Consider the following 12,207-nt stretch of genomic DNA (forward strand, 5'->3'; position numbering starts at 1 on the left):
CCACCCCATGCACCATGCCCATCGCCTTCCGGAGCGAGCGATTGACTCCCCCGGGCTTCACCAGGAAAATGAGAACGATTATTGATTAAAAAGCCCGCCAAGCCGCCCCTCGGATAGCGGTACAGCCAGCCCCTGCATTTCCCGGAGCGCCCGCTTGAGCACCGCCGCCCCCAACGACCAGACCACCGAGCACACCGTCGCAAGCCTCTACTCCGCACATCACGGCTGGCTGCAGGGCTGGCTTCGGCGAAGGCTGGGCTGCACGCATCAGGCTTCCGATCTCATGCAGGACACCTTCGTCCGTCTGCTCAGGCACGAAACCCTGCCCCGCATCGACGAACCCCGCGCCTACCTCACCACCATCGCCAAAGGCGTGCTGGTGAACTGGTACCGGCGCCAGTCGCTCGAACAAGCCTGGCTGGAAGCCCTTGCCGCGCAGCCCGAGGCGCTGGCGCCGTCCGAGGAAGAGCGCTACCTCATCCTCGATGCCCTGAACGAGCTGGACGCCCTGCTCGACGCCCTGCCGCCGCTCGCCAAGCGCGCCTTCCTGCTCGCCCAGGTGGCCGAATACAAGTACGAGGACATCGCCGCAGAACTCGGCGTTTCGCTCGCCACCGTCAAACGCTACATGCGCCAGGCCTTCCGCCACTGCCTGCAGCACTTCGACGACATCATGGCCGAGCGCTCGTGAAACGCCCGCCCCCCATTTCTCCCATTCCCGCCGACGTGCTGGACGAGGCCGCCGACTGGCTGCTGCTCATGCAGGAAGGCGGCGCCGACCGCGACGCTTTCGAACAATGGCGCGCACGCAGCCCGGAACACGGCCGCGCCTGGGAACGCGCCGAAGCCCTGCTCGGCAAGCTCGGCGCCCTGCCCCCCGCCCTGGCCCTGCCCACGCTCGGCCGCCCCGCTGCGCGGGGGCGCCGGGCCCTGCTGGCCAAGGCCGGCAAACTGGCCGTGCTGCTGGCCCTGCTGCCCGCCGGCTGGAACGGCTGGCGCATGCTGGAGCGCAAGGGACTGGGGGCGGACTACCGTACCGCTGCGGGCGAACAGCGCGAAATCCTGCTGGAAGACGGCACGCGGCTCACGCTCAACACCGCCACCGCCCTCGACGTGCACGCTAGCGACACGGCCCGCAGCATCCTGCTGCGCGCAGGCGAAATCCTCGTCCATACCGGGCACGGCGACACCGCCGGGCGCCCGCTGCACGTCGTCACCCCGCACGGCATCGCCAGCCCCATCGGCACCCGTTTCAGCGTCCGCCTCGACGAGGCCGGCACCCGCGTTGCCGTGCTCGAAGGCCAGGTGCGCATCGCCCCCGCCGCCACGGCGTCCACCCAGATACTGCGACCCGGGGAGCAGCTCCGCTTTGCGCGAGACACGTCCGGCCCCGTCACCCCGGCCGGCGACAACGCCACCGCCTGGACGCGCGGCATGCTGCTGGCCGACGACATGCCACTCGGCGAACTGGTCGCCGAACTGTCGCGCTACCGCATGGGCGTGATCCAGTGCCACGAGGCCGTCGCCGCCCTGCGCATCAGCGGCGCCTTCCCGGTCGGCAGCGCGGCGTCCACCGAGCGCTCGCTGGCGATGCTCGCCGGCACCCACCCGCTGGACATCAGCAGCCGTCTCGGCGGCCTGTGGATCAGCGTCGATCCGCGCAACTGAAGAAAATTTCCGCGTACTGACACTTTCCGCCGCCGTCGGCTGGCAAGCAGGTTGAAGCCCGTTTGCCACCCGAGGAAAACACGCATGTACGCACACCCCCGCAAGCTTGCCCCCACCCCGCTGCAACGCGCCCTGGGCGCCGCCCTGCTGAGCCTGGCCCTGAGCGGCCCCGCGCTCGCGCAAGGCACGCCCGCGGCGCAACCCGCCGCGCAGGCCTTCGAGATTCGGCCCGGCCCGCTGGGCCACAGCCTGGCCACCTTCGCCACCCGCGCGGGCGTGGCCCTGTCCTTCGACCCCGCCCTCACCGACGGCCTGCAAAGCCCCGGCCTGCAAGGCACGCACACCACCGGCGAAGCGCTCGCCAGGCTGCTTGCCGGCAGCGGGCTGGAGGCCATCCTGCGCGCCGACGGCAGCTACACCCTGCGCCACCGCGGCGCCGGCGATACCGCCCTGGCGCCCGTCACGGTGACCGCCGCCGCCGAGCGCAGCGGCATCACCGAAGGCAGCGGCAGCTACACCACGCGCAGCACCGCAGCAGCCACCGGCCTGGATCTTTCGCCGCGCGAGACGCCGCAGTCGGTCAGCGTGGTCACGCGCCAGCGCATCGACGACCAGGGGCTGCAAGACCTGGGCAACATCCTGCTGAACACCACCGGCGTTTCCGCGCAGCAGCTGGACAGCGAACGCACCGTCTTCGCCGCACGCGGCTTCGCCATGTCCGATTTGCAGTACGACGGCATCTCCACCTACTACAAAAGCAATTACGCCATCGGCGAATCGGAACTCGACTCCATTCTCTACGACCGCATCGAAGTCGTGCGCGGCGCCACCGGCCTGCTCGCAGGCTCCGGGGAACCCTCGGCCTCGGCCAACCTCGTGCGCAAGCATGCGGACAGCAAGACCTTCAAGGGCGAAGCGACCCTCGGCCTGGGCTCCTGGAACAACCGGCGCGGCACGCTGGACGTTTCCACGCCGCTCACGCAGGACGGCCGCATCCGGAGCCGGATCGTCGCTGCCCATGAGGACAAGGACGCCTTCTTCGATCGCTACGAGCGCCAGCGCAGCACGTTCTATGGCGTCGTCGATGCCGACCTGACGCCTGCCACCACGCTGAGCGTGGGCGCGAGCTATCAGCACAACGATGCCCAAGGCCTGACCTATGGCGGCGTACCGTCGTGGTACAGCGACGGCACGCCGGCCCGTTTCAGCCGCTCCTTCACGGTGGCCCCCAAATGGAACAGGGAAGAATCCAAGGTGCGCAATGCCTTCGTGAATCTCGATCATCAGTTCGACAATGGCTGGAAAGCCCAATTGCGGCTGATGCGCAGCAAAAGCACCGTGGACAACCAGCGGCTGTTCGTCTGGGGCTTTCCCGACCCGGAGTCGAACCTGATCGCGGATGAGCCGTCCATTGGACGCTTCCCGGGCTACCGCAAGCAAAGCAGCATCGATGCCCGGCTGTCCGGCCCCTTTACGCTGGCGGGGCGCGAGCATGAGGCCATCGTGGGCGTGGCGCATATCGATCACCGGTATGCCTTCGATTGGGTCGGCCCCAGCACCGCCTGGAATTCTCCGCTGGCTATCCATGACTTCGGCTCCGTTGCCGAGCCGAAATGGGACTACAGCACGCGCGAGCTGTCCGAGCGCAATCACACCCGGCAGACGGCGGCCTACGGCGCGCTGCGCCTGTCGCTGGCCGACCCGTTGAAGCTGATCGTGGGCGGGCGCTACACCCGCTACGACCGTGAGGGCGCGGGCTGGGCCTCCAGCGGCGAGTACGACTACAACGCCGAAAAATTCGTACCCTATGCCGGACTGGTGGTCGACCTGAATGCCACGTACTCGGTCTATGGCAGTTACACGAGCATCTTCAACTACCAGGATTACCGCGACCGCAGTGGCGCCTGGCTGGACCCGGTGACGGGCAAGGCCTATGAAACCGGGATCAAGGGCGCATTCCTGGGCGGCAGGCTCAACGCCTCGCTGGCGCTGTTCCGCATCGAGCAGGACAACCTGGCCCAGGAGGATGCCGGCCATCTGATACCGGGCACCGACAGTACCGCCTACTACGGCGCCCAGGGCGCGGTGTCCAAGGGCTTCGAGGCCGAACTGTCCGGCGAATTGAAGCCCGGCTGGCAAGTGGCATTGGGCATTTCCCACTTCTCGGCCAAGGATGCGTCGGACAAGGACGTCAACACCAGCCACCCACGCACGCTGTTGCGCCTGTTCACGACCTACCGCCTGCCCGGCGAATGGCACAGGCTGACGCTGGGCGGCGGCGTCAATTGGCAAAGCCGGGTGTATTACGACAAGGTCGGACCGAATGGCGAACGCCAGCAGCAAGACGCCTACGCGCTCGCCAGCCTGATGGCGAGCTACGACTTCAGCCCGGCACTGTCGCTGCAAATGAACGTGAACAACGTCTTCGACAAGCAATACCAGCGTGCCGTCAACTGGTATGGCCAAACCATCTGGGGAACGCCTCGGGAGTTTCTGGCGACGTTGCGTTATAAATTCTGACTAGCTCCGGGGCCGTCATTCAGGCCGTGTCTCGACCGCCTCATGAACGAACGGCCCCGGCGAAAAACCCGCCGGGGCCATACTGTCCTCCAGTAGCGGCCCCCGTAGCGCTCCTTGACGCCACACCATGTGATGCGCACAATCATGCGCATACTCAGGAGGCTGCCATGGACACCACCAAGCCTTGCATTTCCCCGCGCAAGGGAAGAATTCAGCTGTCGATCAGCCAGGAGGTGCTGGATCGCATCGAGCCCCTGCGCGACGAGGTCAATTTCTCCGCCGAGGCGGAGCATCTGTTCCGCACGATCGCCGAACGCGTCGAGCGCCGGAAATGGGTCGAGCGCAATGCCGGGGCGCTATGCGAACACGGCCGGGCGATTGCACGGACCGGCCTGGCCGGTACCGAGTTCGACAGGATTTGAGCGGGTGCAGTACGGCATCTACCCGAATCCCGGCAGCCATCGCAGGGACATCCCTTTCCTGGTGGTGGTCCAGAATGATCATATTTCCAGCCGGACGGGCGCGTCCGTGGTCATCCCACTGCGCGTCGGCGTAGCGCCCATCGAGGTCATGAATCCCTTGGTCGATGTCCCCGGCCATGGCGCGTTCGTCCTCTCCGCCGATGAAATCTTCGCCATCGACAACACCCGGCTCCGCAACCCTGTGGGCAGCCTTGGCATGGACGACCGGATGAAGATCAAACCCGCAGTCGATCTGGTGATCGGCGATTTCTGAGCCGGCTCGGGCCGGCGGGAGAACCACCGGCCAGGTCCGCTCCTGCAACCCTGAATGCAGCGCAGCCCGCCACCGCTCGCCCTGAGCCTGTTGCAGGCCATGCTCATGCATTCAAGAGCAGCCCGAACGGTATGGGACATCAGCTTCCCGCAGGGCGGGCTCCCAGGCCGAAATCTTCGCGGAAGCGCTCGATCTGGTGCATCCGCTCGTGCAGGATCGTCACGATGCCGATGTCACCATTCGATAACCTGCGCCAGTAGACGAAATGCCGTTCGTAGCGGAAGAAATAACCCTCGATGCCGAACTCGGCCGGAATGGGCCGCGATGGCGTCGCGCGGGTCTCGATGCTATCGAAAACCTCGAACAGGCCGACGATGTAGCGATCGGCCTGCTGAGCGCCCCAGCGGTCGCGTGTGTAGCGGTAGATTTCGTCGATTCGGTAGGACGCCGATTCCTGGACACGGACGGGCACGGTGGCCATGCCGTCAGGCCCGGTTGCGTGCGATCACCTCGGCCGCCGTCAGCGGCTGATAGGACGACTCCGGGGCAGCGTAGGCGTGGGCCAGTTCCGCTTTCAGCCGGTCGAGCGCTTCCCGTTCGGTACGCTCCTTGTCGCGGCGGATGAGGTCCCGCATGTATTCGCTGACGTTCTCGTAGGAACCGTGTTCTCCCACATTCGCGGCGACGAAGTCGCTCAGGGCTCCGCTGAGGCGCACAGTCATGGTCGTAGTCGTAGATCGGGGCATGGCGGCAGTCCTCAAGACCTTGCTGATGTATTCAATATATTCAAAAACGAATACACCGGCAACGATCAGTGGCAATCGGATGCCGGTCGCATCCAGGCAAGGTCTTTGCCTGGAAACTCCTGGAAAATGAGAACGATTATTGATTAAATGTGAGCACGTCAAACCGCGATGCAAAGCACTGGCATCGCCCGCATCGCCTCGGAGAATCCGCTTGAGCACCGCCAGCCCCCAGGATCAGCACGTCGCCGCCCTCTACTCGGCGCACCACAACTGGCTGCGGGCCTGGCTGCGCAAGAAGCTCGGCTGCTCGCACCACGCCGCGGACCTGGTGCAGGACACCTTCGAGCGCGTGCTCAGGACGCAGGCCAACGCCCAAGCGGAGATCCTCCGCGAACCGCGTGCCTACCTGGTCACCGTGGCCAGCCGGCTGGTCGCCAACCATTACCGCCGCCGGACGCTGGAAGACGCCTGGCTGGCCGCGCTGTCACAAATGCCCGAGCCTGTCTCGCCATCGCCGGAAGAACAGTTGCTCATCCTCCACACACTCAACGAAATCGATGCCCTGCTCAACGCGCTGCCGCACAAGGTGCGCACCGCCTTCCTGCTGTCCCAGCTCGAAGGCCTGGGCTACGCCGAGATCGGCGAACGCCTGGGGGTCACCGTGCGCACCGTCAAACGCTACATGGCGCAGGCGTTCGAAGAATGCCTGATGAGCCTCGAATGAGCAGCCCGCCGCTCACCCGCGAGGTCGCGCGCGCCGCCGCCGGCTGGCTGGCGCTGATCCATTCCGGCGAAGCGGGCCCCGCCGATCTGGCGGCCTGTCAGCGCTGGCGCGCCGAGGCACCGGAACACGAACAGGCCTGGCAGCGCGCCGAGCGGCTGGCCGGCATGCTGAGTGGTTTGCCCGGCGCGGCCGGCATGGCCGTGCTGGGCCGCGGCAACCGCGGCGGGCGGCGGCAGTTCGCCAAGACGCTGCTCGTGCTCCTTATCGCCGCCCCGGTCAGCTACGCCACCTGGCGCGCATGGGACGATGGCCTGGTCGGCCAGTTGACCGCCGCCCAGCACACCGCCACGGGCGAGCGCCGCCGCCTGGTGCTGGACGATGGCGGCATCCTGCATCTGAACACCGCTACCGCCGTCGACATCGCCTATGGCGAGGATCGCCGCGAGATCCGCCTGTACGATGGCGAGATCCTGATCGAAACCGCGCCCGATCACGCCCGCACGCCGCCCCGCCCCTTCACCGTGCGCACCGCGCACGGCCGCCTGCGCGCGCTCGGCACGCGTTTCGTGGTGCGCACCGAAGGCGGCGCGGCGGCGGGCAATACTCACCTCACCGTGATCGAAGGCGCGGTCGAGGTTGCACCGCGCCATACCTCGGCCGCCACGCTCGTCGTGCAGGCCGGTGAACAGGCCCGTTTCGGCGCCGCGGCCATCGGCAAGGTCGAGGCCGCCGCCACTCACTCCGGCGACTGGACGCGCGGCCTGCTGGTGGCGGACAAGCTCCGGCTGGCGGATTTCGCCGCCGAACTCGGCCGCCACCGCCCCGGCATCCTGCGCTGCGACCCGGCGGTGGCCGACCTGCGCATCACCGGCGCCTTCCAGCTCGACAACATCGACGCCACGCTGGCCGCCCTGCCCGACACGCTGCCGGTCAGCATCGTCTACCGCACCCGCTGGTGGGTCGGCATCACGGCGCCCAAGGCGGAAAAATAACCCTCGCTTGCCACATCTGCGACGGCAGAAATACCGGCCTTGCCCTCCCCCTGTTCCGCAGGCAGGCCGGAGCAGTATCCCACGGCCCCCTGCCCGCCTCAGGGGGCGCTTTGCCTCCGGAGGTGGGGCGGCGATGAAAAAAGTCTCGGCGGCATGTCCCCTTTCGAAAGTTCGCGTGTCATTGCCCAAGTAGCACCCGGCAAGACTTCACGAAAGGAACACATTCATGCCCCGCAATACCTCGCTTCCCCATGCTCTTCCATTACGCGCCTCTGCGCACCCCCGGCTGCCGGTCAGCCGCCGGCCCAGCCTTGGCGCCTTGTTGCTGGGCATGGCGCTCGCTACCGGCTACGGCACACACGCGGCTGCGCAGACTACCGGCCAGGCGCCATCGTCGCCGCAGACTTACGACATCCCCGCCGGTCCGCTGGCCCAGGCGCTGGCCCGCTTCGCCGCCAGCGCCGGTGTTTCCGTGCAGGCCGACGCACGGCTGGTGGAAGGGCTGCGCACCACTGGCCTGAGCGGCACGCACAGCGCCGCCAGCGGGCTGGCCGGCCTGCTCGCCGGCAGCGGGCTGGAAGCCGTGGAACGCGCCAATGGCACCTATGTGCTGCGCGTGGCCCCCAGGCCCGCACCGGGGGAAGACACCCGGCTGGCGCCTGTGACGGTCAGCGCCGCAGCAGACCGCAGCGGCACCACGGAAGGCAGCGGCAGCTACACCTCCGGCGCAATGAATACCGCTACCCCGCTCAGCCTCTCCATGCGTGAAACGCCGCAATCGGTCAGCGTCGTCACCCGCGACCGCATCGAGGATGGCGGCATGACCACCGTGGAAGATGCGCTGGCCTACACCACCGGCCTCACCATCCTGGCCACCGCCGGCGAGCGCAGCACCTACAGCGCCCGCGGCTTCGGCGTGACCAACATCATGGTGGACGGACTCGCCCTCGGCCACGACTCGGACACCCTGGGTTCGGCCAGCCTGGCGATGTACGACAGGATGGAAGTGGTACGCGGCGCCACCGGCCTGCTCGAAGGCAGCGGCAACCCCTCGGCCTCCATCAACCTCCTGCGCAAGCGCCCCACCGATACCCTGCAAGCCTCGGTATCCGCCTCGGTCGGCCGCTGGGACAACTACCTCGGCACCCTGGACATCGGCGGCCCGTTGAACGAAGCCGGGAGCCTGCGTGCCCGCGCCGTCGTCTCGCTGCAGGACAGCGATACCTTCACCAAGGACTACAGCCATGAACGCCGGCTCTTCTACGGCATCCTGGAAGCGGACCTGAGCGACAGAACCCTGCTGACGCTGGGCGCCTACCACAACACCGAGGACAACCCCGGCGCCGACTGGAACGGTCTGCCCACCCGCAGCGACGGCAGCTTCTACGACTTCAAGCGCTCCGTCCGCGCCAGCCCGTCTTGGTCATACTGGAACAAGGAGAACACCAACGTCTTCGGCGAACTCAAGCACAGCTTCGCCAACGACTGGAGCGTCTCGCTGAAAGGCAGCTACCTCGACAGCAAGCTGGACATGCTGGGTACCTCGCTGATCGCGCGCAGCGCGGCCGATACCTTCACCTACAACGTCGGCAAGTACGATTACCACCACAAGCAGACCTCGGTGGATCTCCGGGCAAGCGGCCCCTTCGCCCTCTTCGGCCGCGAGCATCAACTGGCCATTGGCGCCAATTACCGGCGCAAGGATTACGACGACGGTCCGGGCGGATGGCCCAACGCAGGCTCTTACAACTACAGCTTCGATCCGTCGAACTGGCAGAACACGATTGATCCCCCCGGGCCCGGCATCGACTATGTCTGGAGCCGGGATGTGGAAGAGGTGGAGTACGGCGCCTATGCGACGGCGAAATTCAGCCTCGGCGATCCGCTGAACCTCTTCGTCGGCGGCCGGCTGAGCTGGTTCGAATTGGAGCAGACGATCAAGAGCGGTACCTTCCTCGGCAACACGGCCTACGATGCAAGCTCCGAGTTCACGCCCTATCTTGCGCTGAGCTATGACGTCGACCACCATCACACCGTCTATGGTTCGGTCACCGGCATCTTCAACCCACAGAACTACGCCTCCACCAGCGGCAGCCTGCTGGACCCGGTGGAAGGCACCAACTATGAACTGGGCATCAAAGGGGAATACCTGCAGGGCAGGTTGAACGCCAGTGCGGCGCTCTTCCAGATCAACCAGGAAAACCTGCCGGAAAGTCTGCCGGCCACGAGCTGCCCCACCCTGCCGTCATGCTACGCTGCGGCGGGCGAAGTGCGCAGCCGCGGCATCGAACTGGAACTGTCGGGTAATCTCACCGACAACTGGCGCGCCTTCGCCGGCTACACCTACCAGCAAGCGGAATACGTCGAGGACTCGATGAATGGCAACAGCGGCGACGATTTCAGCACCAATATCCCGCACCGCCTGCTGACGCTCTCCACCCTGTACAAGCTCCCCGGCCGGTTCCAGAATTGGCGCATCGGCGCCTCGGCGCGCATCCAGAGCAAGACCAAGCGCACCATCGCCGGCTACGCCACCGTGCGGCAGAGCGGTTACGGCATCGTCAATCTGATGGCCGGCTACAGCCCGACCAAGAACCTGGATTTCCAGCTCAACATCAACAACGTCTTCGACAAGGAGTACTACCGGTCTGTCGGCTACCCGGACAACGCCAGCCTGTTCGGCGAGCCGCGCAACTTCGTGCTGACCGCCAAGTACAGCTTCTGATTCAGTCAGGGCAGCACAATCAGACGGCGCCGGCCCAGGCGCCGTTTTTCTAATGTGGCTTGCATAGCGGCTCCATGGTCCTCGCGCTTATCGGAGCCACTCACGATTGGTCGCGACGGCGGCTTCGACCCACTGCAAACCACCGCCTCCAGTTGCTGCACGTCGTCGAGGTACCGGCCGATCTCATGGCCGAACGGCCGCTGAACAGACCGCCGCCGGAACGCGGCGTCTTTGACGACGAGGCGGAGACCAGCGACGGCGGAAAGAGATAGCCATGCTGTACATGCTCGATACCGATACCGCCAGCTACCTCATCAAAGGGAAATCTCTGGCGATCGAGAGCCGGCTGGCGGCCCTTGCCCCATCGATGGTCTGCATTTCAGTGATGACCTGATCGAACCGTCTTGGGATATAGCCGCATTGCGCAGGGATTTCGGCTGCCCGGAACAGCCAACAGGGAAATCGCCTGCTTGCGAAGACGATTGACGGTGACAATCTCGACGCATCAAAATAAGAATCGATATCAATACAAAATTACCCTAAGGACCGTTAACGGTCTCCCTGGAGCTTCCCGTGCCCACCGCTCATCCCGTCGCTGAGCTGTACGCCGACCACCACCACTGGCTGCACGCCTGGCTGCGCAAGAAGCTGGGATGCTCGGAGCGCGCGGCGGATCTGGCGCACGATACCTTCGTGCGCCTGCTCGACCGCGAGGGGCTGGTTCGCCCGCAGGAGCCGCGCGCTTTTCTGACAACCATCGCCAAGGGGCTGGTCGCCAACCATTTCCGCCGCCAGAAGATCGAACAGGCCTGGCTGGAAACCCTGGCCCGCCTGCCGCAGGCCGAAGCCCCCTCGCCCGAGGCGCGCACGCTGATCCTGGAAACCCTGATCGCCATCGACCGCCAGCTCGATGCACTCGGCCCGCTGGTACGCCGCGCCTTCCTGCTCTCGCAGCTGGACGGCCTGCCGCAGGCCGAAATCGCCGCCCGCCTGGGCGTCTCCGTGCCGACCGTGAAACGCTACGTCGCCAAGGCATTGGTGGCGTGCTGCTTTGCCGATGCCGACTGAGGCGCAGCGCGCCGGCAACGCTCAGGACATCCGCCTGGAAGCCGCGCTGTGGCTGGTCGAACTGCAGGCCGGCGGCGACGACGCGGAACTGCGCGCGCGCTGGCAGCGCTGGTACGACACTTCCGCCGAGCACCGCCAGGCCTGGGAACGCATCGAAGCCTTCGGTGCCAACCTGCGCCAGCTACCACCCGCACTGGCCCATGCGGCGCTGGCGCCGCGCGCATCGCGCCGGCGCGCGCTGAAGACGCTCGCGGTGCTGCTCGGCGCCGGCGGCGGTGCCTGGATGGTGGCGGAGTCCCACCATCTGCCGGCGCTGGCCGCCGACCTGCGCACCGGTCGCGGCGAACGCCGGCAGATCGCGCTGGAGGATGGCAGCCGGATCCATCTCAACGTCGATACCGCGCTGGACCTGCGCTTCGACGGGCAAGTCCGGCGGCTGGTGCTGCATCAGGGCGAGATTCACATCGTCACCGCGCCCGACCCGCAAGGGCGCCCGTTCTTCGTCGACACCCCGCAGGGCCGCGCCCGTGCGCTGGGTACGCGCTACACCGTGCGCAGCGGCGTGGGCGAGGCGGAAACCCGCGTGGCCGTCCATGCCGGCACGGTCGCCATCGAACCCGCAAGCGGTGAACAGGCCGCCGCCGTCCTGCTTCCCGCCGGCCAGCAGACCCGGTTCACCGCCCAGGCCGTGCAGCCGGCCACGGCCACCCACGAGAAGGACGCCGCGTGGACGCGCGGCATCCTGGTGGCCGAGGACATGCCCCTGCCCGCTTTCACCGCCGAACTGGCCCGCCTCACCGGCCGCGCGCTACGCTGCGATCCGGCGCTGGCGCACCTGACGGTCAGCGGCACCTATCCACTGGCCGATCCCGAGGCCGTGCTCGATCTGCTCGCCGCCGCGCTGCCGGTGCAGCTGGAACGACGCAAGCGCTGGTGGGGGAGCGTGGAAACGCGCCTGTCGCCGGCCTGAGCGCGCACGGGCGATGCCGGCCGGAAAGCGCCGATGGCGGGGGACGCACATTTTTTTGA

At 66.8% G+C, this 12,207-nt stretch carries 12 protein-coding genes; 10 read left to right on the top strand and 2 right to left on the bottom strand.

Annotated features, from left to right (window positions below):
- Nucleotides 1-154 precede the first annotated feature (154 nt).
- The 5 genes from C666_RS01150 (at nucleotide 155) to C666_RS20280 (ending at nucleotide 4,923) form a co-directional block, all read left to right on the top strand.
- Nucleotides 155-691 (top strand): sigma-70 family RNA polymerase sigma factor, encoded by a 537-nt coding sequence (locus C666_RS01150; protein ID WP_004332691.1) that lies wholly within the window; start codon nucleotides 155-157, stop codon nucleotides 689-691.
- The gene (locus tag C666_RS01155; protein WP_004332694.1) at nucleotides 688-1,668 is read left to right on the top strand and encodes a FecR domain-containing protein; all 981 of its coding nucleotides are present in this window, start codon (nucleotides 688-690) and stop codon (nucleotides 1,666-1,668) included. The genes C666_RS01150 and C666_RS01155 overlap by 4 nt, the downstream gene beginning before the upstream one ends.
- Nucleotides 1,669-1,752: 84 nt before the next feature.
- Nucleotides 1,753-4,188: a TonB-dependent siderophore receptor gene (locus C666_RS01160; protein WP_004332695.1), complete on the top strand. Its 2,436-nt coding sequence runs from the start codon at nucleotides 1,753-1,755 to the stop codon at nucleotides 4,186-4,188.
- Between the two features lie 167 nt (nucleotides 4,189-4,355).
- Nucleotides 4,356-4,610, top strand: coding sequence for a type II toxin-antitoxin system CcdA family antitoxin (locus tag C666_RS20275; RefSeq protein WP_004332697.1), 255 nt, complete (start codon nucleotides 4,356-4,358; stop codon nucleotides 4,608-4,610).
- Nucleotides 4,611-4,614: 4 nt separating this feature from the next.
- A complete protein-coding gene (locus C666_RS20280) occupies nucleotides 4,615-4,923 on the top strand; it encodes a CcdB family protein (RefSeq protein ID WP_004332699.1) in 309 nt (102 codons plus the stop codon).
- 139 nt (nucleotides 4,924-5,062) lie between these two features.
- On the opposite strand, the gene C666_RS01175 is transcribed toward C666_RS20280, so the two are convergent.
- A complete protein-coding gene (locus tag C666_RS01175) occupies nucleotides 5,063-5,404 on the bottom strand; it encodes a type II toxin-antitoxin system RelE/ParE family toxin (protein WP_004332701.1) in 342 nt (113 codons plus the stop codon).
- A 4-nt stretch (nucleotides 5,405-5,408) separates the two neighbouring features.
- Nucleotides 5,409-5,645: a ribbon-helix-helix domain-containing protein gene (locus C666_RS01180; protein ID WP_004332703.1), complete on the bottom strand. Its 237-nt coding sequence runs from the start codon at nucleotides 5,643-5,645 to the stop codon at nucleotides 5,409-5,411.
- 235 nt (nucleotides 5,646-5,880) lie between these two features.
- Between C666_RS01180 and C666_RS01185 the strand changes: the two genes are divergently transcribed.
- From C666_RS01185 to C666_RS01210, 5 genes are all read left to right on the top strand, one after another.
- Nucleotides 5,881-6,393, top strand: a complete 513-nt coding sequence (locus tag C666_RS01185) for a sigma-70 family RNA polymerase sigma factor (RefSeq protein WP_004332705.1) — start codon at nucleotides 5,881-5,883, stop codon at nucleotides 6,391-6,393.
- Nucleotides 6,390-7,385, top strand: a complete 996-nt coding sequence (locus C666_RS01190) for a FecR domain-containing protein (RefSeq protein WP_004332707.1) — start codon at nucleotides 6,390-6,392, stop codon at nucleotides 7,383-7,385. Before C666_RS01185 ends, C666_RS01190 begins: the two co-directional genes overlap by 4 nt.
- 226 nt (nucleotides 7,386-7,611) lie before the next feature.
- Complete coding sequence (locus C666_RS01195) at nucleotides 7,612-10,110, top strand: TonB-dependent siderophore receptor (RefSeq protein WP_211206698.1); 2,499 nt, start codon at nucleotides 7,612-7,614, stop codon at nucleotides 10,108-10,110.
- Nucleotides 10,111-10,683: 573 nt separating this feature from the next.
- The gene (locus C666_RS01205) at nucleotides 10,684-11,178 is read left to right on the top strand and encodes a sigma-70 family RNA polymerase sigma factor (RefSeq protein WP_004332714.1); all 495 of its coding nucleotides are present in this window, start codon (nucleotides 10,684-10,686) and stop codon (nucleotides 11,176-11,178) included.
- Nucleotides 11,168-12,148, top strand: coding sequence for a FecR domain-containing protein (locus tag C666_RS01210; RefSeq protein ID WP_004332716.1), 981 nt, complete (start codon nucleotides 11,168-11,170; stop codon nucleotides 12,146-12,148). The genes C666_RS01205 and C666_RS01210 overlap by 11 nt, the downstream gene beginning before the upstream one ends.
- The last annotated feature ends 59 nt before the right edge of the window (nucleotides 12,149-12,207 follow it).

This window comes from Thauera linaloolentis 47Lol = DSM 12138 (genome assembly GCF_000310205.1).
Classification (GTDB): Bacteria; Pseudomonadota; Gammaproteobacteria; order Burkholderiales; family Rhodocyclaceae; genus Thauera; species Thauera linaloolentis.